The 22,390-nt window shown below is 64.9% G+C and carries 25 protein-coding genes and 1 tRNA gene; 20 read left to right on the top strand and 6 right to left on the bottom strand.

From position 1 onward, the window contains the following. Positions 1-8: 8 nt before the first annotated feature. Positions 9-1,214, top strand: coding sequence for a M20 metallopeptidase family protein (locus tag ACWIX7_RS02720; protein WP_448620089.1), 1,206 nt, complete (start codon positions 9-11; stop codon positions 1,212-1,214). 111 nt (positions 1,215-1,325) lie between these two features. Here ACWIX7_RS02720 and ACWIX7_RS02715 read toward each other — a convergent pair whose 3' ends face one another. Together ACWIX7_RS02715 and aceE are read right to left on the bottom strand one after the other, a co-directional pair. Further along, the gene (locus ACWIX7_RS02715) at positions 1,326-2,249 is read right to left on the bottom strand and encodes an FAD-dependent oxidoreductase (RefSeq protein ID WP_448620088.1); all 924 of its coding nucleotides are present in this window, start codon (positions 2,247-2,249) and stop codon (positions 1,326-1,328) included. Positions 2,250-2,335: 86 nt separating this feature from the next. Continuing rightward, on the bottom strand, positions 2,336-5,149 hold the full coding sequence (gene aceE / locus ACWIX7_RS02710; RefSeq protein ID WP_448620087.1) for a pyruvate dehydrogenase (acetyl-transferring), homodimeric type: 2,814 nt from the start codon (positions 5,147-5,149) through the stop codon (positions 2,336-2,338). Between the two features lie 353 nt (positions 5,150-5,502). Here aceE and ACWIX7_RS02705 point away from each other — a divergent pair, with 353 nt between their 5' ends. From ACWIX7_RS02705 to ACWIX7_RS02685, 5 genes are all read left to right on the top strand, one after another. Next, positions 5,503-5,928: a DUF3052 domain-containing protein gene (locus ACWIX7_RS02705; RefSeq protein ID WP_012949524.1), complete on the top strand. Its 426-nt coding sequence runs from the start codon at positions 5,503-5,505 to the stop codon at positions 5,926-5,928. A 195-nt stretch (positions 5,929-6,123) separates the two neighbouring features. Continuing rightward, positions 6,124-6,585 (top strand): peroxiredoxin, encoded by a 462-nt coding sequence (locus tag ACWIX7_RS02700; protein WP_448620086.1) that lies wholly within the window; start codon positions 6,124-6,126, stop codon positions 6,583-6,585. Positions 6,586-6,676: 91 nt separating this feature from the next. Further along, positions 6,677-6,748, top strand: a tRNA-Val gene (locus ACWIX7_RS02695). An 86-nt stretch (positions 6,749-6,834) separates the two neighbouring features. Then, positions 6,835-7,734, top strand: a complete 900-nt coding sequence (locus ACWIX7_RS02690; RefSeq protein WP_448620085.1) for a tyrosine-type recombinase/integrase — start codon at positions 6,835-6,837, stop codon at positions 7,732-7,734. 108 nt (positions 7,735-7,842) lie between these two features. Next, positions 7,843-8,535 carry a GIY-YIG nuclease family protein gene (locus tag ACWIX7_RS02685; protein WP_448620084.1) on the top strand — a complete coding sequence of 231 codons (693 nt, stop codon included), beginning with the start codon at positions 7,843-7,845 and terminating at the stop codon, positions 8,533-8,535. Between the two features lie 81 nt (positions 8,536-8,616). On the opposite strand, the gene ACWIX7_RS02680 is transcribed toward ACWIX7_RS02685, so the two are convergent. Both ACWIX7_RS02680 and ACWIX7_RS02675 read right to left on the bottom strand, forming a co-directional pair. Further along, positions 8,617-9,009: a hypothetical protein gene (locus tag ACWIX7_RS02680; protein ID WP_448620083.1), complete on the bottom strand. Its 393-nt coding sequence runs from the start codon at positions 9,007-9,009 to the stop codon at positions 8,617-8,619. Continuing rightward, a complete protein-coding gene (locus tag ACWIX7_RS02675) occupies positions 9,002-9,940 on the bottom strand; it encodes an AAA family ATPase (RefSeq protein ID WP_448620082.1) in 939 nt (312 codons plus the stop codon). Before ACWIX7_RS02675 ends, ACWIX7_RS02680 begins: the two co-directional genes overlap by 8 nt. A 1,092-nt stretch (positions 9,941-11,032) precedes the next feature. Between ACWIX7_RS02675 and ACWIX7_RS02670 the strand changes: the two genes are divergently transcribed. Then, positions 11,033-11,272 (top strand): hypothetical protein, encoded by a 240-nt coding sequence (locus ACWIX7_RS02670; protein WP_448620081.1) that lies wholly within the window; start codon positions 11,033-11,035, stop codon positions 11,270-11,272. Here the strand turns inward: ACWIX7_RS02670 and ACWIX7_RS02665 are convergent. After that, complete coding sequence (locus ACWIX7_RS02665; RefSeq protein ID WP_448620080.1) at positions 11,269-12,048, bottom strand: single-stranded DNA-binding protein; 780 nt, start codon at positions 12,046-12,048, stop codon at positions 11,269-11,271. The genes ACWIX7_RS02670 and ACWIX7_RS02665 overlap by 4 nt on opposite strands. 152 nt (positions 12,049-12,200) lie before the next feature. On the opposite strand from ACWIX7_RS02665, the gene ACWIX7_RS02660 reads away from it, so the two are divergent. The 9 genes from ACWIX7_RS02660 to ACWIX7_RS02620 all read left to right on the top strand — a co-directional run bounded on the left by ACWIX7_RS02660 (position 12,201) and on the right by ACWIX7_RS02620 (position 18,892). Further along, positions 12,201-13,118: a replication-relaxation family protein gene (locus tag ACWIX7_RS02660; protein ID WP_448620079.1), complete on the top strand. Its 918-nt coding sequence runs from the start codon at positions 12,201-12,203 to the stop codon at positions 13,116-13,118. Positions 13,119-13,718: 600 nt separating this feature from the next. Then, a complete protein-coding gene (locus ACWIX7_RS02655; RefSeq protein WP_448620078.1) occupies positions 13,719-13,919 on the top strand; it encodes a hypothetical protein in 201 nt (66 codons plus the stop codon). 364 nt (positions 13,920-14,283) lie between these two features. Continuing rightward, the gene (locus tag ACWIX7_RS02650; protein WP_448620077.1) at positions 14,284-14,490 is read left to right on the top strand and encodes a hypothetical protein; all 207 of its coding nucleotides are present in this window, start codon (positions 14,284-14,286) and stop codon (positions 14,488-14,490) included. A gap of 150 nt (positions 14,491-14,640) precedes the next feature. Further along, a complete protein-coding gene (locus ACWIX7_RS02645) occupies positions 14,641-15,081 on the top strand; it encodes a hypothetical protein (RefSeq protein ID WP_448620076.1) in 441 nt (146 codons plus the stop codon). A 27-nt stretch (positions 15,082-15,108) separates the two neighbouring features. Next, positions 15,109-15,534, top strand: a complete 426-nt coding sequence (locus tag ACWIX7_RS02640; protein ID WP_448620075.1) for a hypothetical protein — start codon at positions 15,109-15,111, stop codon at positions 15,532-15,534. A gap of 3 nt (positions 15,535-15,537) precedes the next feature. Next, on the top strand, positions 15,538-16,023 hold the full coding sequence (locus ACWIX7_RS02635) for a hypothetical protein (RefSeq protein ID WP_448620074.1): 486 nt from the start codon (positions 15,538-15,540) through the stop codon (positions 16,021-16,023). Positions 16,024-16,082: 59 nt separating this feature from the next. Next, on the top strand, positions 16,083-17,657 hold the full coding sequence (locus ACWIX7_RS02630) for a hypothetical protein (RefSeq protein ID WP_448620073.1): 1,575 nt from the start codon (positions 16,083-16,085) through the stop codon (positions 17,655-17,657). After that, complete coding sequence (locus ACWIX7_RS02625) at positions 17,623-18,519, top strand: replication-relaxation family protein (protein WP_448620072.1); 897 nt, start codon at positions 17,623-17,625, stop codon at positions 18,517-18,519. The genes ACWIX7_RS02630 and ACWIX7_RS02625 overlap by 35 nt, the downstream gene beginning before the upstream one ends. Positions 18,520-18,532: 13 nt before the next feature. Next, positions 18,533-18,892: a hypothetical protein gene (locus tag ACWIX7_RS02620; protein WP_448620071.1), complete on the top strand. Its 360-nt coding sequence runs from the start codon at positions 18,533-18,535 to the stop codon at positions 18,890-18,892. Here ACWIX7_RS02620 and ACWIX7_RS02615 read toward each other — a convergent pair. Beyond that, a complete protein-coding gene (locus tag ACWIX7_RS02615; RefSeq protein ID WP_448620070.1) occupies positions 18,880-19,320 on the bottom strand; it encodes a hypothetical protein in 441 nt (146 codons plus the stop codon). The genes ACWIX7_RS02620 and ACWIX7_RS02615 overlap by 13 nt on opposite strands. Before the next feature lie 329 nt (positions 19,321-19,649). Here ACWIX7_RS02615 and ACWIX7_RS02610 point away from each other — a divergent pair, with 329 nt between their 5' ends. The 4 genes from ACWIX7_RS02610 (at position 19,650) to ACWIX7_RS02595 (ending at position 22,368) form a co-directional block, all read left to right on the top strand. Next, on the top strand, positions 19,650-20,201 hold the full coding sequence (locus tag ACWIX7_RS02610; protein WP_448620069.1) for a hypothetical protein: 552 nt from the start codon (positions 19,650-19,652) through the stop codon (positions 20,199-20,201). A gap of 399 nt (positions 20,202-20,600) precedes the next feature. Next, entirely contained in the window at positions 20,601-21,068 is a 468-nt protein-coding gene (locus tag ACWIX7_RS02605; RefSeq protein WP_448620068.1) for a JAB domain-containing protein, read from the top strand. 62 nt (positions 21,069-21,130) lie between these two features. Next, positions 21,131-21,346: a hypothetical protein gene (locus tag ACWIX7_RS02600; RefSeq protein ID WP_448620067.1), complete on the top strand. Its 216-nt coding sequence runs from the start codon at positions 21,131-21,133 to the stop codon at positions 21,344-21,346. A gap of 131 nt (positions 21,347-21,477) precedes the next feature. Continuing rightward, positions 21,478-22,368 carry a tyrosine-type recombinase/integrase gene (locus tag ACWIX7_RS02595; protein ID WP_448620066.1) on the top strand — a complete coding sequence of 297 codons (891 nt, stop codon included), beginning with the start codon at positions 21,478-21,480 and terminating at the stop codon, positions 22,366-22,368. Positions 22,369-22,390 lie beyond the last annotated feature (22 nt).

The following is a 22,390-nucleotide window of genomic DNA, read 5'->3' as shown; positions in this document are numbered from 1 at the left end:
GTGTCGGCATGCCCATCCCCGCCGCAGACCTGCTGGCCGCTGCCCGTGCCGACGCCGACCGCACCGTGGACCTGCGCCGCCGGCTGCACCGCGCCCCGGAGATCGGGCTGCACCTGCCGCGCACCCAGGCCACCGTGCTCGAGGAGCTCGCCGGGCTGCCGGTGGAGGTGACGACCGGGACGAGCACGACCTCGGTGGTCGGCGTGCTGCGCGGCGCCCGCCCCGGCCCCACCTACCTGCTGCGCGCCGACCTGGACGCCCTGCCCGTGCACGAGGACACCGGGCTGCCGTTCGCCTCCGAGGTGCCCGGCGCGATGCACGCCTGCGGGCACGACCTGCACACCGCGATGCTGCTGGGCGCCGGCCGGCTGCTCGCCGAGCGCCGGGACGAGATCGCCGGCCAGGTCCTGCTCATGCTGCAGCCGGGGGAGGAGGGCTTCCACGGGGCGCGGTACATGCTCGAGGAGGGGCTGCTGGACGCCGTCCCGGAGGCGCCGGTCGTCGGGGCGTTCGCGCTGCACGTCTTCGCCAACCAGCCCAGCGGCGTGGTCAGCGTGCGGCCCGGGCCGATGATGGCCGCGGCGGACCACTGGGAGGTCACCGTCCGCGGCCGGGGTGGGCACGCCTCGATGCCGCATGCCGCCGCCGACCCCGTGCCGGTGGCCGCGGAGATCGTGCTGGCGCTGCAGTCGATGGTCACCCGCCGCGCCCCGGTGTTCGACCCGGCGGTGGTGACGGTGGCCAACCTGGTGGCCGGCTCCACCGACAACGTCATCCCGGACACCGCCTACCTGCAGGGCACCATCCGCACCCTCTCGCCCGAGCGGCGGGCCGACGTCGTCGCCTCGGTCCGGCGGGTCGCCACGCACGTGGCCGCGGCGCACGACATGCGGATCGACTTCGTGCACAGGCAGGGCTACCCGGTCACGGCCAACGACCCGGCGGTCGCCGACCGGGTGCTGGCGATCGCGGGGGAGCTCGTCGGCCCGGAGCGCAGCGTCGTCGCCGCCGAGCCGCTCATGGGCGCGGAGGACTTCTCCTACGTGCTGCAGCGGGTGCCCGGCGCGATGGCGTTCCTGGGCGCCTGCCCGCCGGGAGCCGATCCGGCGAGCGCCGCCGGCAACCACTCCAACCTGGTGGTCTTCGACGAGGACGCGCTGTCGGCCGGAGCCGCCCTCTACGCCGCGATGGCGCTGGACGCCCTGGTCGCCTGAGGCCCGTCCGGGGCACCGCCCCGAGCCCTGACGGCCCCCTTGCAGGGCCCCCCCCGCGAGCCTGCGAGTGGCGGGGAGCAAGGGGGCCCTTGGAGGGGAGGACGCGGTCCTTCACCAGACGAGGCCGACGACGTCGGCGGCGCAGCCCCAGGAGAGGGTGACGCCGGCGCCGCCGTGCCCGTAGCAGGCCACCACCGGTCGCCCGCCGACCTCCAGCCGTTCCAGCCGGACGGTGGGCCGGCCCGGCCGCAGCCCCACCGCCCGTGACAGCACCGGCTGTCCGCGCAGCTCCGGGACCAGTGCGCACGCCCGCGCCAGGATCGCGGCCTCCACCTCGGGATCGGGTTCGGTGCCGGTGGCGCCCTCCACCGCCGTGCCCCCGCAGACGACGTCCCGCCCGCGGGGGACGACGTAGGTGAGCCCGGCCGGGTTGTCGTCGTCCAGCACCCAGCCGCTCAGGCCCGGGTCGGCCAGCCGCACCACCTGGCCCTGCACGGGCACGCAGGAGTCGTCGTCGAGGAGGGCCCCCGCGGCCAGTCCCGCGGCCACCACGACGACGTCCCCGGCCACCTCGCCGAGCGCGGCGACCCGGCCCGGCACGGTCTGCACCCCGGCCGAGGCGCATGCGCCGACCAGCCAGGGCAGGTACCGGCCGGTGTCGACCACGGGCAGCGTGCAGCGGGTGCCGGCGGGGGCGCCGGGCGGGAGCTCCTCCGGGGTCGCCGGACGGACGTCGGCTACGCCGGGTGTCCACCAGAGGTCGGGCTCGGGCGTGCGGTGCACGAACGTGCCGGGCCGGAGCGTCACCCCGGTCGCCGGATCGGCGGCCAGCCGGGTGAGGACCCCGAGCGAGGCGGCGCCCCACCGCAGCACGGCGTCCGCGGGCGCTGCCCGGTACGGGAACCAGATCGCGGCGGCCACCGCGGAGGTGGTCGCCGCGATCCGGTCGGCGGTGTGCACCCGGACCCGGTGCCCGGCGCGCGCGAGCTCGAGCGCGCAGGTCAGCCCCACCACCCCGCCGCCGACGACGGCCACGTCACGGTGGCCATCGCCGGCCGCGGGCGGCCCCGTCCCGGGTCCCGCCCTGAGCTGGCGAAGGGTGGGCAGGACGGGGTCCTCTTTCAGGTCGCCGGGCTCGGGTCGGACCGCTCCTCCTCGGGCGCGGCCTGCACGTCGCGGATCTGGTACTTCTCCACCGCCTGGCGGACGACGTCCCGGTCGACCTCGCCGCGCTGGGCCAGCGAGGCCAGCACCCGGACGACGACCGACTCGGCGTCGACGTGGAAGTGCCGCCGCAGTGCCGGGCGGGTGTCGGAGAGGCCGAACCCGTCGGTGCCCAGCGTCGCCATCCCGCCGGGGACGTACGGCGCGATGAGGTCGGGCACCGCGCGCATCCAGTCCGACACCGCCACGACCGGCCCGGGGGCGTCCTGCAGCCGCTGGGTCACGTACGGGACCTGCGGCTCGTCCTCCGGGTACAGCAGGTTGTGCTCCTCGGCCGCGTCGGCCTGCCGCCGCAGCTCGTTCCACGACGTCACCGACCACACGTCGGCCGACACGCCCCAGTCGTTCGCCAGCAGCTCCTGCGCGCGCAGCGCCCACGGCACCGCGACGCCGGAGGCCAGCACCTGCGCCTTGACGCCGTCCCCCTGGCCCGGTGCGTACAGGTACATGCCGGCCAGCAGGCCCTGGACGTCGAGGTCCTCCGGCTCGGCCGGCTGGCGGTACGGCTCGTTGTAGATCGTCAGGTAGTACATGACGTCGGGCGAGCGGGAGCCGCCCAGCGGGGCGCCCGGGTCGTCGCCGTACATGCGGGCCAGCGCGTCCTTGGTGATGTGCCCGACCTCGTAGGAGAACGCGGGGTCGTAGCAGACGACGGCCGGGTTGGTGTGCGCGAGCAGCAGCGAGTGGCCGTCCTCGTGCTGGAGGCCCTCGCCGTTGAGCGTCGTCCGGCCGGCGGTGGCACCGAGGACGAAGCCGCGGGTCATCTGGTCGGCGGCCGCCCAGAACGAGTCGCCGGTCCGCTGGAACCCGAACATCGAGTAGAAGATGTAGATCGGGACCATGGGCTCGCCGTGCGTGGCGTAGGAGGTGCCGACGGCGGTGAACGACGCCGTCGAGCCCGCCTCGTTGATGCCCTCGTGCAGGATCTGGCCCTGCTCGGACTCCTTGTACGCCAGCATCAGCTCGCGGTCGACCGAGGTGTAGCGCTGGCCGGCCGGGTTGTAGATCTTCTGCGACGGGAAGAGGGAGTCCATCCCGAAGGTGCGGGCCTCGTCCGGGATGATCGGCACGAAGCGCGGGCCGAGCTCCTTGTCCTTGAGCAGCTCCTTGAGCAGGCGGACGAACGCCATCGTCGTCGCCACCTCCTGCTTGCCCGAGCCGCGGCGCAGCACCTCGAGGGCCTTGTCCTCGGGCGCCTTGAGCGTCTTGAACTCCGACCGGCGCCGCGGCACCGCGCCGCCCAGCTGCCGGCGCCGCTCGAGCATGTACTGCATCTCGTCGGAGTCCGGGTCGGGCTTGTAGTACGGCGGCAGGGTCTTGTCGAGCTGCTCGTCGGGGATCGGCAGGTAGAGCCGGTCGCGGAACCCGGCGAGGTCCTCCGCGGTCAGCTTCTTCATCTGGTGGGTGGAGTTGCGGCCCTCGAAGTGGCTGCCGAGGGTCCAGCCCTTGATGGTCTTGGCGAGGATGACCGTGGGCTGCCCCCTGTGCTCCACCGCCGCCTTGAACGCCGCGTAGACCTTGCGGTAGTCGTGCCCGCCGCGGGAGAGGTTCCAGATCTCCTTGTCGCTCATGTTCTCCACGAGCTTGCGGGTGCGCGGGTCCCGGCCGAAGAAGTGCTCGCGGACGAAGGCGCCGTCCTCGGCCTTGTAGGTCTGGTAGTCGCCGTCCGGCGTCTGGTTCATGAGGTTGACCAGCGCGCCGTCGCGGTCGGCGGCCAGCAGCGGGTCCCACTCCCGGCCCCAGATCACCTTGATGACGTTCCACCCGGCGCCGCGGAAGAAGGACTCCAGCTCCTGGATGACCTTGCCGTTGCCGCGCACCGGGCCGTCGAGCCGCTGCAGGTTGCAGTTGATGACGAAGGTGAGGTTGTCCAGCTCCTCGCGGGCGGCGAGGCCGATCACGCCCAGCGACTCGGGCTCGTCCATCTCGCCGTCGCCCAGGAAGGCCCACACGTGCTGGTCGGAGGTGTCCTTGATGCCGCGGGCGTGCAGGTAGCGGTTGAACCGCGCCTGGTAGACCGCGTTCATCGGGCCGAGGCCCATCGAGACGGTGGGGAACTCCCAGAACTCCGGCATCAGCCGGGGGTGCGGGTAGCTCGACAGCCCGCCGCCGGGGTGGCTGACCTCCTGGCGGAAACCGTCCATCTGCTGCTCGGTGAGCCGGCCCTCGAGGAAGGCGCGGGCGTAGATGCCGGGGGAGGCGTGGCCCTGGAACCAGATCTGGTCGCCGCCGCCGGGGTGGTCCTTGCCGCGGAAGAAGTGGTTGAAGCCGACCTCGTAGAGGGAGGCCGACGAGGCGTAGGAGGAGATGTGGCCGCCGACGCCGATCCCCGGACGCTGCGCCCGGTGCACCATGATCGCGGCGTTCCAGCGGATGTAGGAGCGGATCCGGCGCTCGACGTCCTCGTCACCCGGGAACCACGGCTCCCGCTCCGGCGTGATCGTGTTGATGTAGTCGGTGCTGCGCAGGCCGGGGACGCCGACCTGCTGCGCGCGGCTGCGTTCCAGCATGCGGAGCATGAGGTAGCGGGCGCGGCCGCGGCCGGCGTGGTCGACCACGGCGTCCAGCGACTCCAGCCACTCGCTGGTCTCGTCGGGGTCGGTGTCGACCAGTTGGCTGGGGAGGCCGTCGGTGATGACCGCGCGGGCCCGTCCGGTCTCGTTGCCGGCGTCGCGGGCGGGGTCGCCGCCCGACTGCTGCGGAGCGCTCATGGGCACATCGTCCCCCGCGAGTGGGGTGCACGTCACGCCGGTCGCCCACCAGTCGGGATGACGGCCGTTCCGGCCACCCCTCGACACACTTGCACCTGACCAGGCATGCCCTACGCTTTCCGCCTACGCCGGCCGTGGCCTCGGACACCCGAGGCGGGGTGACCGGTGCGGACGGGAAGGGGTGACATGACCGGGCTGCGGGGGAGGTCTCCCGCTGGTCGTGTCCTGTCCACCTGCGGTCCGCCACACCCCGACCCCCGGGCCGCGCGTCCCATCCCCACGACACCCCGCCGGCGCGGGCACGGACGTGTCCCCCGGTCAGCAGCATCGGAACCCATGGAGGAACAGCAGGGATGAGCGTCGACTCGGGCAGCGCCAGCATGGCGGCCCGGCTGGGCATCAAGCCGGGCATGGTCGTGCAGGAGCTCGGCTGGGACGAGGACGCCGACGAGGACCTGCGGGACTCCATCGTCGAGGTCTCCGGCAGCGAGATGGTCGACGAGGACACCGACGAGGTGGCCGACGTCGTGCTCCTGTGGTGGCGGGAGGACGACGGCGACCTCTTCGACGCGCTGACCGACGCGATCACGTCGCTCGCCGACGACGGCGTCGTGTGGCTGCTGGTGCCCAAGTCCGGTCGCCCGGGCCACGTCGAGCCCGGTGACGTCACCGAGGTCGCCCCGACCGCGGGTCTGTCGCAGACCAGCAGCGTCTCCGCGGCCAAGGACTGGTCCGGCATCCGCCTGGTCACCCCCAAGGCCGCGCGCAGCCGCCGCTGAAGAAGGACCACCCCTCCCCCCACGCGTCGTATAAGGACCCCGTCCTGCCCACCCTTCGCAGGCTCAGGGCGGGACCCTGGACGGGGCGGGCGGGCCCCTGAGGGCTGGCCGTTCCAGGACGTCGGCCGGCTCGGCGTGGGCTGCTGAGGGGTGGCCACCCTGACCCGGCTCCGGCAGGTGGGGCACGATCGGCGCATGAGCCTCTCCGTCGGGGACGTCGCGCCCGAGTTCAGCCTGCCCGACCAGGACCGCCAGGTCGTGTCGCTGGCCGACCTGCGCGGGACGCCGGTCCTGCTGGTCTTCTACCCCTTCGCCTTCTCCCGGATCTGCACCGGCGAGCTGTGCCAGCTGCGCGACGAGCTGGCGACCTACACCGATGCCGGCGTGCGGGTGCTCGCGCTCAGCACCGATCCGGCCCCCGCCCTCAAGGCGTGGCGCGAGCAGGAGAGCTTCGACTTCGCGCTGCTGTCGGACTTCTGGCCGCACGGCGCCGTCGCCCAGACCTACGGCGTGTTCAACGACAAGGCCGGCATGGCGGTGCGCGGCACCTTCCTCGTCGACGCCGAGGGCCGCGTCGCGTTCGCCGAGGTCAACGGCCCCGGCGACGCCCGCGAGCAGTCGGGTTGGAAGGACGCCGTGGCCGAGCTGGCCGCCTGATCCCCGCCCGGCACGGCCCCCCCGCAGGGTCCCGCCGCGAGCTCGCGAGTGGCGGGGGGCAGGGGGGTCCTTCCTCTACCCTGGGCACGCGGGGCGCGTAGCTCAGCGGGAGAGCTCTCGCCTTACAAGCGAGCGGTCGCCGGTTCGATCCCGGCCGCGCCCACTTCCCCGCTCTGACCTGGGCTTCTGTCTGGGTCGGAGTGATCGACTCACTAGCACAGCGCTTAGTGACCGCGTAACCTTGTGACCATGGCCACACAGTGGCAGGTACTCCGGCGAGACTTTTCGACCTCCTTGGAAGCAGAGGGCAAGTCTCCCAACACGCTCCGTCTCTACCTGGGTGCTGTCGACAAGCTGGCGCAGTGGACTGAGGTACATCAGGGACCGGCAGACCCTCGAGCCCTCACGCGGACAGACCTCGCCCTGTTCATGGCGGACATGAACAAGGAGTGGAAGCCGTCGACCTGCTCCCTCAACTTCCGAGCACTCCAGCAGTTCTTCGGCTGGCTCGTCCGGGAGGAAGAGATCGACCGTTCCCCGATGGAGCGCATGCGACCGCCGGCAGTCCCTGAGCAGCCGGTGCCAGTCCTCACTGACGACCAGCTGCGGGCACTGCTGACAGCCTGTGACGGCCGGGACTTCGTCGACCGGCGTGACGCGGCGATCATCCGGCTCTTCCTGGACACCGGGTGCCGGCGCGGCGAGATCGCGGCGCTGACGACCACTGACGTCTCCCTCGAGGAGCGGGACATCACCGTCATCGGCAAGGGCTCCCGCGTCCGGATCGTGCCCTTCGGCCTCAAGACCGCCCAGGCGATCGGTCGGTACCTGCGGCTGCGGGATCGGGATCGGTGGGCTGACTCCCTGGCGCTCTGGCTTGCTGAGAAGGGTCGCGGTCCCTTGGGTGCTGATGGTATCCGGCAAATGCTCGAGCGGCGCGGCAACGAAGTCGGGATCCCCGGCCTGCACGCGCACCAGTTCCGCCACACCGCGGCGCACCGCTGGAACGCCAACGGCGGCGGCGAGACCGACCTCATGCGGCTGATGGGCTGGCGCAGTCCGCAGATGCTCAGGAGGTACGCGGCTTCGACAGCTGACGAGCGGGCACGAGAGGCACACCGCCGGCTTGGACTTGGCGATCGCGTGTAGAGACTGTGCTCACTTGTCCTGTCGTCCGAGACTCGCGGCCATGGTCGGCAGTTTCTCTCCTGGCGCGTCCGAGATGAGATGTCACCAGTGGTCGCTACCGTCGCCAGCGTGCAGACTCCCTGGTCGTCGTGGCCTATGCGCAGCCGCAAACTTGATCCGCTCGGCTACGTCTACGTCATCGAGTTCGCGGTAGGTCCCGCGACCATCGTCAAGGTCGGCAGAACGGATGCCCCTCGTACTCGAGCCAAGCAGCACGAGTACGACGTCTCTCGCTTCGGGGGACGAATCGCCAGGTGCTGGCTGTCCGAGCCTCACCTGCACTGGCACATCGTCGAGAGCCTCCTGATCGAGCATGCCGCAAAGTTGGGCTTGAAGCTGGGAGGTCAGGAGTACTTCATCGACGTCACCTACGAGGAGCTCGTCGCCGTGGCGCAGGGGTGGGTCGTTGAGTCGCAGGAGATAGAGGCCAACGAGGACGGCCCACGTGGTGAAGGTGAGGTCGTCTTCACGAAGCTGACCAAGGAAAGCAACAGCGTCATCCGTGACATTCTCGGGTCATATCGTGCGCTCAAGCACAGCGGTCAGGTGTCGCTGTGGGAGGCCTACTGCGAACAACACCTGTCGCACTTGAGGGAAATACGTTGGTCCAAAGATCAGCGAGTAGAGGTGATCCGCCGGCTGCGCCGCCAGGGAATGAGCCTTCGGGCGATTGGAGCACCGCTCGGGCTTGGTCCAAGTTCGGTTACGTACATCCTCGACTCTTTCGGGGCGGACGGCATCCCGAATCCTAATTTTTCGTAAGTCAGGGGGACCCGTACGGGGTACGGGTTGGGGTACCCCTAGCGGTACCCCCAGTGACTTGATCTTCCCTGCTTGTGGTGACTACTTCTGGTTGTCCGAAATCTGTCGAGCTACTTCAATGAGGTCGTGCTTCTTGATGTAGTCGTCGAGTGCTTCGCGCACCATGAAGTTCATGCCTCGCCCATTAACATAGTTTCGTTCGGCGTCTGAGACCTTCTTGAGCAGTAGGTACTGGTCCTCGAACACGTCGAAGGGCTGCCGCTCCTTCATTTTCCGTTTCGTTCTCGGTATGAGCTGCTGCTTGGGGGGAACCCGTACCTCTTCCCGTACCCCTGGGGGGACTGGTGGGGGTACCCCCTGGAGTTGCTCCGAGGGTGTAGATGATGGAAAGAACGCACCAAGACCTTTCCCCGTGGACTCTTTGAGGTTCTGGGTTAGTTCGGCAACTTCAATCGGCGGGCGTTTGCTAGCCATTGATAATCTCCTCCACAACTGTCATATAAGCCTTCGCGCCTTCGTGGCTGGGTTGCTCCACGACAAGAGGAGCCTTATATCGTGGCGATTCTTTGAAGCGAACGGTGTCCGGGATGTAAGTGTTGAAGAGATGGATACCAGAGTTCTGTGCAGCCTCCTGGAGTGTCTCAAAGATCTCTTTACTGTTTAAAGTTGTCCGGTCGTACTTTGTGCCCAGCATGCCGAGATACTGTAGGTTTGGATTCGTGATCGCTCGGATGTTTCGGATAGTCCGGGCAAGCATGTCCAGGCCGCGAAGTGCCAGCAGCTCCATGGCCATAGGGATGAAAACCTCATTCGCCGCTGTCAGGGCATTGACAGTGAGCATGCCAAGACTGGGCGGACAATCAAGGAGGATGTAGTCGTACTCGTCCGCAACTTCTTCCAGTTTGCGCTTGAGTACCTGCTCGGATGCCAACAACTGCTTGAGTTCTATCTCTGCGCCGGCAAGGTCGATGTTGGATGGTGCGAGATCAAACCCGAACTTTGTCTTGAGGATGATGTCGCTGAAGCCGGCTTCTTCCCGCATCAGGACGTTATAGACGGTTCTATTGAGCGAGTCTGTTGCTATGCCGATGCTGACGCCAGAGCCACCCTGCGGATCTAGGTCAACGACCAAGACACGCTTACCTCTCATTGCCAGGCCTGCCGCCAGGTTGAGAGTCGTAGTGGTCTTGGCGACGCCACCCTTCTGGTTAGCGATTGCGATGATGCGGGTTCCCAGCGCGACCCGATTAACTCGGTTCTCGATCGCACTGCGGGGTATGCGGTACTCGCGGCCGATCTTTGTCGACGGGAGCTTGCCGCTCTTGATCCAGCGTTGCACTGTGTTGGTATGAACACTAAGAAGTTTAGCTACTTCTTCGGTTGAGAGAAACGTATCGTCTGCCATACATTGCTAGCTCTTCGCTAGTTCTTGGTGTCTTACAGGCGGTTATTCACACCACTAGACACTACAGAGATGAGATTAGATCTTTTCCCGACTATTGTCAATAGGCAAAATAGTACCGACCGCACCCGTACGGGTACCCGTACCCCTAGGGGAACCCCTACCCGTACTGGTTCCCGTACCGGTACCCGTTACTGGTTATCGGACTAGGAATCTGCTTATATGTCTCTTGCCGCTTCGGTGGCGAACAGGGATAGAGAGGCTCATATCAAGGAGCAAAGGGTATTAATCACCCGAAGTATGACGTCAAGTCGTCATACGCCTGACGCAAGCGATTCTGCTGAGTGGACTGAAACAAGCGTCTCCCGGTCCTATGCAGTAATGCTCAAGCGAAGCCAGAGGGCTTAACGTGTACCGGCTTCGTTTCTGCAAAACGTCGCTGGTGTCCGTTGGATACTTATAAGGGGAAAGCCAACATAGCACCCTAGACCCGGGAGGATTATAGGGATGTTTCGTCGTGCTTGAGATACAGAGAAACGGGCGCGCCACGCGTTTTCTGTCGCCCCTGTCTTGTACTCGATCACTGATGTTGTTCGAAAAACGACCGCGCCAGGCATACCGGCTCCCGCCGGAACACCAAGAACCACCTGCGGTGGTCAGGGGTACCGGCCGCACGGCCGGCACAGCAGTACTGGAAGGAGAAGGGTGGGGCGAGTGGCCTACCGGTCAGGAGGTCGGCCCCAACGGTCGCTGGCGCTCCCTTGTCGCTCCGCTCCATGCGGCCGACCTCCTGACCGCTCCTCCGCCTCGCAAAAACACACTCCCAGCCCCTTGAGTTGAGTGAGAATAGAAAGTGATCGAGGAAAAAAGTTGACAAGGGGAGCGAGTCGAAGCAGCGGCCACTCGCCCCACAGGGGGGATCACGCTGACGCGTGATGAAGAGGCACACGTGCCAAGAGCCGGCGTCGGATTCCTTCCAGACCTTCCTTCCGCCACCGGCAGAAGAAGCCTCACGGCAGGAGGACAAGCAGGGGACTAGCTCCATCCGTGCAGGGAGCTGCAGACTCGGTCAGCCACCCATGCTCAGGAGGGGTCGTGACCTACCCCCGGACGGCTGACCTGGAGCGCGAGCTCACCCCGGTCGTGATCAGGGAGATCCTCGCTGTCCGCGAGGAACAGGGACTGTCGCTGTCCTACGCGATCCGGACTGTTGCGGCGGAGTGGTGGAGAGATGCGCTGGCACAGGGCTTCAGTGCCCACGTGGCGGACGACGCTGTGCGGTACGTCTGGCGAGTCGGCAACGAGCTGAAGGCGTCCTCCCGCAGGGGTGCCTAACGAGGTCGGGAGACAGCGCGCACACGGCTGACCTGGGAAGCGTGGAACTCGGTTCGTCGTTTGACCCCGCGAGGGGTCTGCTCCTCCTGCACGACCGGCCGGCCGGTGACGTCGACCAGGCGGCCCTTGCGGACGTCCCCCTTCTGGTGTTGCTCGTAGAGCTGTCGTGCGGGCTCGTCGAAGACGACGACCTTGTGCCAGGTGGTCTTGCCCTCCTCGTTGACGGCCAGCGGGAAGCCGGCGATGGGGAAGTCTTCGTTGCTTGAGAACCACGGATCACGTCCGAGACGACCTTGGAGGGTCACAATCTCTGTCTCACCGGTTTCTTGACCGGCGACAGGAGACGTGTTCTGCGGCGCTGTAGCGCGTTCTGACGCGGATTCCGCGGTCTTCGTGGGTCTTACATCGGTTGCCGGCGACTGCTCTGTCGTGGCGGCTTCTGTTGCTCGCAGAACCGGGATAAGCGACACCTTGCCGTCACTGCGAACGATGAGCCGGGTTCTGTCGTCAGGAGCACCTTGCTCGAAGACGACGCGACTCTTCTCAACGTCAACTGAGAATCCGGGAAGCCGATGCACTTCGATACGGGTATCTTCTGTTGTTACTCGAGCGACACCAGCTGTTGGGAAGACTTCAAGTGATGCCTTACCTCCGGCAACGGTCATGTGGCTACCCGCGCCGAAGGCAACATCACGCGCATCTTCTGCGCTCGTCGTCAAGACGTCACTAACTTCCCGACGATCAAACTTGGAAAAATCAACGTACCGTTCAGTCATAAAACAGAGCGGATTATATCGATATCCCTGAGTGGAAGTCAATAACTCCCGACCCGGGACAGGGCGCCAACAAGAGATCCTTACAGACTTCTTACGTGCGATTTAATGATTACTTAAGATTTCAGGTCTATACTCTGGTTTTTCGTTGCCCAATGAGACACGCCCAAGTCCTCATCACCGAGACAGACCAGACGATCCTGCTGGCGCTCTCCCGGTACCACTACTTAACGGCCGCGCAAGCGAGCCGGCTTCTGTACCCGAAGCTCCTGGACGACAACCGCTACATGCAGCGCCGGCTCAAGAAGCTCGTCGACGGGGAGTATGTCCTGCGTCTGCGGGCTCTCCCCGTGCCGCGGTACGGCCAGGCACCGCACGTCTTCACCCTGCACCGCTACGGCAGGCAGTACCTCCAGGCGCTGGGTGTTTCTGTCCAGCCGTACTTCCGGCCGTCCGAAGAGCGACAGGCCGCCGAGAACAACCCCTTCATGACTCACCGGTTGGCAGCAGTTGATGTCCTCATCGCTGCGGATCAACTCTGCCGGGACTATGCCGTGACCTGTCCGCGGCTCCTCGTTGAGCGGGACCTTCGACATCACCCGATCCGTGTTGAGATCGCAGCTGGACCTGGCACGCGCAAGATCGCCGTCATACCCGACGGGTGGTTTCAGTTGAGTGTCGGGGGAGAGCCGCCGGTCTCCATCGCCCTCGAGCTGGATCGAGCAACAGAAGATCAGAAATCGTGGCGGCAGAAGGTTGCCGGCTACGTTGCTTGGGCGAGGGGTCCGTACCGCCAAGCGTTTGAGACGGACAACCTCACGGTTGCTGTCGTAACCCCGTCACCCGCACGGCGTGACCAACTGCGTCTCTGGACCCTCGCAGAGCTTCAGAAGCGCGGCGCGCCAGCACTCGCAGACATCTTCTTGATCACTGCCGCGTCACCACTCACGACGCAGCCCGTTGGGTTCTTCTTCGACGACCTCTGGCATCTCCCGCACCAGCCTCGGCCGGTCAGTCTCCTGGGGCCGATGCAGTCCTCCACGAAGGACGTCTACTCCGGACAGCACGCCTGAGTCCTCGAGGACGTACCGGCTCGACGTACCGGCTCCAACCGGTAGACCCCACCCGGTAGATCCCTCAAGCGGTGTCATCAGTGCCACCAGCGGTGGCTTCGCGCATCTGTAGTGGGAGGACGTCCTCTGGCGAGGTCGGGAGGGGAGTCCGCCGCAGTGTCGTAGATGTGGCTCAGGAGCAGAGGAGTGGCGGCGGACTCCCCTCCCGTACCGCTGGTGACACCCTGCGGTGCGGTGGCTGTCGAGCAGGGTCGGGGACTCCTGCGGAGAGCACATGGTCAGATCCGTCGCCCTCCTCCCACACCCTCCGGTCGCCAGCTCTTTGCTATAAGAGGCTGACGCCGAAAGCGCGTTGACAAAGCGGTGTCCGACTATCCATAAGAATCAAGGTCGGACGCTATTCTAGTGCTAACGCACAGGGCTTCTCCCACCGCCGCCCCAATTGTGTCATACGGCGGGGCAGCCAAGTCAAGACGGCTGCGGCCCCGCTGCGGCGGCGGCCAGTGCGCTGTCCGGTCTTGACTCGTCAGCGCGCCGGTATGCAGGTGGACGGCTGCGGCGCAAGAAGCCCTTTCGCAGCAGAAAGGAGGTGATGACTTTATGAAGTACTTCAAAATCAAACGGGTTTGGGCCGTGAAGGCCGAGACCGAGGAAGAGGCCTTCCGTCTGGTTGCAACCGACCCGAAGGAGTACCTCGAGTCCGAGGAAGTTACTCGGGTCGAGTACAAGAAACCCAAGCAAGAGACCGGCTGGGTTTCCGGCTTCAAGAACCAGTTGACCGGGTCTAACTCAAAGCGTTAAGCGCTTACGGCTTCCTCCGACTACAACTTGGAGGAAGCAGCAAACGCTTAACCAGCAGAAGGATTATAGCATTCCGCTGTTAGTATGCGCGTTTCTGTCTTCGGAGGTCTAGTACCTCATCGATACAACATGGCAGCCGAACTTCCAGTCACCGATGAGTACTGACGAAACGCGCCGTTCGACTTGCCGAAAACGAGGGAATCTGCGATAATCCCATTTTGTCATGGGGGTAGAATACGGGGGATCGCCGTCAGAGGACGGAAAATTACATCGCAAGCAAGTTGATCATGTCGACGCCGGATCAGTGCGTCATACTCCTGCAACGGAGCCTGCGGTCGAGCAGGCTGCGGAGGGAGCCGGGGCAGTGCCTGTCGAGGTCTTCAACCGGGTAGCCGAGTTAGAGCGGCAGCTCCAGGAGGCCCAGGCCAGGCTCGCCAAGCTTGAGGAGCAGCGCCAGAGGGCTCGCGACCGCAACAAGCGCTGGCGCGAGGCGCACCTCGACGAGGCGCGGGCGCAGACCCGTGCGCGGGTGGCTGCCTACCGAGCTCGCAAGCGGCAGCAGGGCACCTAGTCCCTCCTGGCCGTCGGCCAGCCTCATAGCTCCAGTTTCACCGCGCTGACCTGCGCGTTCGCAACGTGTAGGGGTATGCCCTCTTTCAGGCCCTCAGGGAGCGTCGTAGCTTCGGTAACGGACGCCGCTACCGCCTACGACGGAGGCACCATGGGCAGTCTCCTGGTGATCGCTGTCTTCTTCCTCTTCCTCGCCGCGCTCCTGTACATCCACGACGTCATCGCCACGCCGACGGAGCCGGATGAGGAGTGGCGGGAGCGGGCTGCGGTCTTCGGTTCCCTGGAAGTTGCCGAGTCGCGTCAGATCCAGCGCCTGACAGACATTGCCTCATTCACAGACGCGGTTATCCGGGTGCGCGCCAACGCTGCACTCTCGGCATACCAGAAACTCGAGCAGTTGGGTGAGGGTTACAGCCGCGCCCTCGAGCAGCTGGCAAACAGCGGGAAGCTCGACCCAGAGGTTGAAGCAACCTTCCGCACCTTCGCTGGATCCACAGCGGAAATGATCACGGGTCTCACCGCAGACTTCGGTGACTCGCTGCATCTCTTGATCCGAACTTACGACGGCCGGTATCAGCGCCGGTTGAGATAACCAGTCCGACCGACAAGGAGTCTGATCGTGTTCGGTGACATTGTCCCCCAAGATGTGCCACTTCCTTCCAGACCACTGACCGCCGATGAACGCGCCGTCGTCAGGAAAGACTTGTACGACCATGTTCGCCTGGCGGCGCTAGCGCGGAAGAAGGAACACGCAACAAAGCTTCGAACAGGACAGGAGCTTCGGGCGTGGGATGACGTCGAAGAAGTTGTCGTGGAAGCCTTCAAGCGACTGGATCGGCAGACTGATCCGCGTGTCCAGGAGTATATGAGGAAATACGGGGGGCCGGCACTCACAGAAATGGGGGTTGATGCGCGGGCACTTCAACGGACCTTCGCTGAACAGATGGAAGGGATCCTCAAGGAGCCGTATCCAGTCGGTATCGAGGAGCGGCCGCCCACGATCCTGGAATCCATAGTAGAGACGATCTTCGGCGACAAGGACTAGGCGATGAGCAACGTGCGCCTGTTCCGGGACAAGATGGCGGGGGAGACCTGGATCTTCAAGCAGGAAGATCCGAACAATCCCGCGTGGTGCGTAGAAGCCCTCTCAGTTATCCAAGCGGGTGCGCGGCTGCTGCAGGCGGTGCGGCAGAACCCAACCGCGCCGGCCATCGCGTGGGCGCTGCATCTACTGGAGGAGCGGTACTGGCGGGCCTACGCGCACGCAGACCCAGAACACCGCCGGGATGAAGGCCACGCGGATCATCCCTGTATCCACCGAGCGTGGCGTGAGATGCGCTGGGCCATTCAAGACTTGGAACTTGATGCGGCAACCGCCGAGTTGCTGTCGCCACTCCTACTTCCCACGCAGGAGCCCCGGGTCATCGAGGGCACCGTCGTGGAACCGTCCCCCGAGCCGTCGCTGAAGGACGTCAAGGACGTGATCCTCGGGACCTACGTGAGGCCGGATGCGGACCAGGAGGACTCCTCCTGATGGTGCCGCAACAAGACCCGGACAGCCTCCACTGCATCCTGCCGGCAGCTGCTCGGGGGATGGGTACCTTCATCGCTGCACCCAAGGGGTCCGGGAAGTCTCGCCTCATGGGTCGGGGCCTTGCCTGGCAGGACTTCCTTCACGATGTCCCGCTGATCATCCTCGATCCCGTCGGCGGCACCATCGACAACTTCCTCGACAAAATCCGCCGGGGGCCATCGCTTCAGAAGCAGCGGGAGTACTGGAAGCGCGTCCGGTACGTGCCCATGAGCGGCTACCAGGGCTACGTGTCGTCGTGGCCGATCTACTACGAAGCCAAGACGGGGGAGTCGTTCAGTACCCGCGCGCAGCGCTTCGTTGACGTCATCGCCCGTGTCGACCCCGCGCTGCAGACCGCGGGGGTGCAGGGATTCAACGCCCTCTCGGGTGCGGCCCATCCCGGGGGCATCGTCCTGTGCGCGTTGGGCTTGGGGATCTACCACCTGTGGGATCTGCTTCGAGACCCCACGGCCTGGGAGCCGCAGCTGCAGCGACTCGAGAAGGAGTACCCGGAGACCGTCGAGGCGATCGACGACCTGCGAATGCTGGCGGTGATGAGTGACCGGGATCGACTCAGCCAGCTCATGTCGCTGCGCAACAAGCTGCGGCCACTGCGGCTCGATCCGACGTTCAAGGCCGTCTTCGGTGGCACAGCCCCCAGCATCACCTGGGACGACGTCGTCAAGAAGAAGCAAGCCGTCCTCATCGACTTCCGAGGCATGCCCGATGAGATGAAGAAGTTCGCGCTGCTGTGGGTGTACAACTCCTTCTTGACCTTCATCAAGCATCGCGGGCACAGCAAGATGCGTGACCCGGTCAGTTTCATCATCGACGAGCTGACCTATATGGTGGGCACCGCCGGGACAAACGCCGATCTCTTGACTGCGGATATTAATGAGCTGGTCAACCAGATCTCCCGGTCACATGGGGTCTGGGTCACGCTGGCAACCCAAGAGCTCTTCCAGCTGCCACCGAAGATGCGCCAGACCGTATTGTCCATGGGGACCGTCATCCTGGGGCAGATGTCTGACAACCAGGCTGCCGAAGAACTTGCCCGGCGGTACTTCACTATTGACCCGTACAAGGAGAAAGCCAGGCGAACCCGGTTCGAGAAGGTGCGAAAAGGCACCGGGCGGTTCTACGAGGATAAGCTGGTGTCGGCTGGCGATCAGGTGACGTGGTTTACCCGGGGGGAACAGAACTACGAGAACAGCCGGGTCTTCCTTAACCTGAAGAAGTTTCACTTCCTGGTCGGTCAGAGCGAGCGGGAAGGCGAACTGCCGACCGAGCTGAACGAGGTCAGCATCGAGGACCTCGACCGTAACCAGTTCCAGGACAGCATCGTCACTGACCCCATCCGCGCCGAACTTGCCCGACGAGACGGGATCAAGCAGAGCCAGCTGCTCAAGAGGATCGACAAGCGACTGGCACAGCCGCCGCCGGCGGCGGAGTACTCGGAAGCCCCGACTGAGCAGCCCGCGCCACCTGCCACACCACACCGCCCTGACGGGATCCCAGGAGTTCGCCCCAAGCACACCCGCAAACCCCCGCGAGGCCGCCATGACGACCCGACCACGCAGCCTGCACCCCGTTGATATCGCGGTGCTCAGCGCCGTGAACCGTTATCGGTACCTGACGGCTGCGCAGGCCAACCGCCTGATCTGGCCGAACAACACCCGAGACAAGCACCGATACGCCCAGCGCCGGCTCCTGTGCCTCAGCAGGGAGGAGTACCTGGCGGCTCTCGACGGCATGCCTCGGCCGGCGGAGGGTTCCTCGCCGCGTGTCCATGCGCTCGGGTGGCGGGGCCGCAAGGTCCTCGCAGCGCAAGGTGTCGCGGTTCCGTCCTATTACCGCCCCTCGGAGGTGATGCAGGCGTCACGCAACTTCCTGTACATGCGGCACACCTTGGCGGTCATCGACGTCCTGATCAGCGCGGAGCGCCTGATGGACGAGGTGTGGGACGTCCAGCTCACCCAGCTCGTGCTTGAGCGGGAGTTGCGGCGGCTGTCGTTGCGGGTCGCGGTTCCCGGAGTCTCGGGCTATGCACCAGCCCGCCAGGTCACCGTCGTTCCCGATGGCGTCTTCTCCCTGTGGACAGCAGGCACAACGCAACACTTCGTTCTTGAGGTTGATCAAGCCACCGAGCGAGAGCGGGTCTGGCGGGACAAGGTTGCCGCTCTCGTCAGCTGGGTTGCTTCTCCCAGCGCCAGGACGTTGCTGCCTGATCCCTACGTGACCGTCATGGTCGTAACGCCTACCCCAGGACGCCGGAAGCAGCTCCGCCTGTGGACCATGCAAGAGCTACGAGCTCGTGGGTTGTTCGACCGCTACGTCGACCTCTTCGCGTTCACGAACGAGTCTCCGGTCACGTTGTCGCCGCAGGAGTTTTTCGGCGGACACTATTGGTATGTCCTTGACCTCGATACCCCAGACAGCCTGGTTGACCTGCCGTAAGAGGAGAAAGCCGATGACCTTTCTATATCCTCAGAGCGAGGTCCAGCCTTTCAGCGTCGAGGAGCTCATGCAAGGGTATTGGGTGAAGGTCGCTCAACACGGGGTGTCCCGAGTGCTCCAGTTTTCCGCGGGCGGCGTTTTGACTGAGCAAGATCTCTTTATGCCGCTGCCGTTCCGCAGCTCGCCGCGGTACGAGTACTCCTGGTATGGCAGGTGGCAGCTCGAGGATGAAGGTAAGCGGCTTATCGTGATCATCGGCTCGTACCGCCTCGTTGTGGAGCCTGACCGGCGCTCGAATATTCATGGTGGATACGAGAGGAACGAGGAAGAACCGGACTACTTCGGTAACTTCCGATTCATTCATGCTTGCTGAGCCCACGCGTCCAGCCGGCCGCCGTATTTGCTTTCGATGTATTGATCCTGCGCATCAAACCCCGCAGCTGATGCGCCAACCATGCTAGTTGCTTCCCAGGGCACCCAACCCGTGTCCGCCAGGCGGGTTCGAAATGCATTATCCGGCCACAGGGCAAACATGATCCGCCCCCCATACGCGCGCATATAGCCACCAGGCTCACCGGGGTCAGTACAGAACTCTGCGAGTGCGGTTGTCATTTTAATATCCCACAAGGCTAGCCCTGCGGATCGCAGCCATCTGGCCGGCAGGTCGTGTATATCGCCTGCTTGACTGAGCAAACTACATCCAACGACTCTTGGCCACTGGTTGTTATCCGACTGGACATCAAGCCCGAAGACAACTTGGGTGTGGTAGTGGAACTGATCCACGATGCGGATTGCATCCATCAGTTACCCCTGTGCTCATGGCGGGTCGCGCCTCACAGCCGGCGCAGGGCTGGGTACCTTGCACGCCCCCTGACGGGGACTGTCCTCTTCTGACGCCCCGAGCTTTCCTCGGCCGCCCTCAGCGTCAAGGGGGCACAAGCATCTTGATCGCCCCTGCGGGGACGCTGCGCTCGATCACAGATCCTTCTGCCTCACCCCTTGACGCTGAGCCTCCGCGGCCGACGTGGCGCACAGGCGCGGTGGCGGGAGGAGCCGCCACCCGCTTGATGGGCGTCAGGAGGCTCGGTGTGGCCTGGCAGGGAGGACACTTGCGCATGCCGTCTGGCGGGATGGACAAGAAGCGGCGGACGCAGGCACCAGAGAACGAGTTGCCGGTGGGGATCGAGCCGTTCGGGGTGCTTGGCCGGAGTGACCAGGCCGTCGTCACCGTCACAGGTGTCCAGGTCTTCAGCACCGGCCTGGGCATGGACGTGACCATCGTGGTGCGGGAGCGATCCCCTGGCAGGTCTGTCGCCGAGGGGCTCAGCCGCAGCCGACGGATTCACGTCGAGCCGGAGGACGCAGAGGACTGGCTGTGGCTGGACGTGGCGTATGCCGATGGACGACCAGGCTCCAACGCCATCGAGCCAGCGGGGGACAAGGATGATCAGATCTTCTTCGTTGCCGGCAGGGCCAGCAGCAGCGGTCGCACCACCCGTCAGCCCTACTGGCTCTCACCCCTGCCGCCAGCAGGAGCGCTGACGTTCAGCTGCACGTGGCCACGGTTCGACATCACGGAGACCAAGACCGTTGTCGACACTGCGCCGATCCTCGCGGCAGCCTCCCGTGTCGAGGTGCTCTGGCCGGCCGAACCGGATCGAGCGAGCAAGTTCCTACTGTGACGATTCCTCGGCCGAGCAACCGACCGGAGGGATTGGGGAGACCTTGCCCCGGCAGGCAGACAGGTCGACGATCTTGCCGTACGTCAGGGCTTGCCCATCCATCACAGGACACGGATCGGTGACACTCCCAGGAGGCGTTCCATGTCACCCAAAGCGCGTCGGCCACGGAGAAGGCAACGGGAACTGTCGGAGCGAGACTATATGCCCCGGTGGGTGAAGCGGTTGCTCATCGCCCTCGCTGTGATCCTTATCCTGTGGTCTGTCGGTCCCCTCATCTTTATCTACCTGTCAGGACTGTTCTCTTAGCCGATACGAGGACGCCTGACGCTTCCTCTCGTCAAGGCACTCCGTCAGCTGACGGATCTTCGGCCGTTGACGATTCACCTTGCGCTTCTCGCTGTGCTGGTATCCGAAGGCAGGCAGGCCTTCGAGAAACCTATGATCCTTTTACGAGAAGCAAAGCAAATACAAGTACGAGATGCGGCACAGGTTGCAGCAGTATTCCGAAATCTTCTTGCCCTTGAGGACAAGATTGCTCGCGAGCGAGAGCACTACTACGTCATGCACCTAGATGCCCGGCAGACAGTCAAACTTGTCGAGCTGGTGCATATCGGTGTCTTGAACCACGTGTCGGTGCACCCTCGAGAGACATTTCGTCGAGCAGTCTTCGAGGGTTCAGCGGCCATCATCATCGCGCACAATCACCCGAGCGGTGGCGTTGACCCGTCGGAGGATGACATCCGGGTGACAACCAAGATGCACGATGCAGGGGAAATCCTCGGTATCGCGCTTCTTGATCACATCGTCTTCACCCCTGACAAGTACTACAGCTTTCGCAGCAACAGTGAGGGGGTGATCAGGCAATGACAGTGATACACGGGCGGTTCAAGCTTGGACGGATCGTCACGACTCGGGGAGCAGTCAAGACGATGAAGCGGCTCAACGTCAACCCGGTGAAGTTGCTCCTGCGGCACGTGCAGGGTGACTGGGGAGATCTGGACGAAGAGGACAAGCAGGAGAACGAGTTCTCAGTGCTTCGACACCTGCGCATCTTATCGGCGTATAAGGTGGGTGAGGGAAAGTTGTGGGTCATAACTGAGGCGGACAGGAGCGTCACGACGATACTCCTGCCGGAAGAGTACTAGGTTCAGGCGGGTATCTTCGTCTAATACCCACGTTAGGCGGAGAACCCTCGCCTCGTTTAGTGCGTGCGCGGGCTTCTGCGGAATGGAGGGCATTTGACGAAGGAGCAGCGAATTCGCTATAACTAACGTAGATGAATAGTCCGCTTACCTTTTCCGACGCACTTACCGCTTACAGTGAAACTCGGCTCGCAAGCCGCAACTACGCACGACGGACGCGGCGGGAGTACCTGACGGATCTTCGGCAGCTGGGGGAGTACCTGGCATTGGTCGGCGTGACGACCATCGACGCAGTCCAGCGCCGGCACCTCGAGGGCTTTCTGGCGCAACTTGACCGCCAAGTCCTCACCAACACCACTCGCCGGCGCAAGCTGGCCGTCATCCGCTCGTTCTTCCAGTTTCTCGAGCAGGCCGGCCATCGAACCGGCAATCCGGCAGCTGACGTGGTGCCACCCCACCTTGATCCACGACAGCCTCGTTACCTGACCCAGGGGGAGTACGAACGGCTCCGCCTGGCGGCGCGACACGTGCCACGGGACGCCGCACTCATCGAGCTGCTGCTGCAGACGGGCCTTCGGCTCTCTGAGGTCGCACATCTCCGCTTGTCCGACGTCGAGCTGCCAGGCCACCGAGAAGGCCCGGAATGCGGCGGGAGCGTTGGCGTGTGGCATGGCCGGCGCCAGCGGCTGGTGACGCTCAACTCGACGGCCTGTGAGGCGCTCAGGGGCTACCTCCTGGTGCGTCCGGCAGACGCGCAGGACGACAGCGTCTTCGTGAGCAAGTTCCGCCGCGGTATGGGGCCGCGGTCCATCGAGGACGCGGTGAACAAGCACTTGCAGGCCGCTGGCATCCGCGGTGCCTCTGTCCAGAGCCTGCGGGCCACCTTCGCCGTCCATACTCTCAGGCAGGGAACCAGTCAGAAGGTGCTTCAACAGGCGCTGGGCGTCAGCCGCTGGACTGCGGCCGGTTACGCCGAGCAAGCACGGGTCGAGATGGACCGGCAGCTTCAGGAGCACGCGCTGTAGCTAGGGTGACATGGGCCACCAT

Source organism: Geodermatophilus sp. URMC 65, from assembly GCF_053502545.1.
This window is presented reverse-complemented; position numbering and strand designations above follow the sequence as displayed.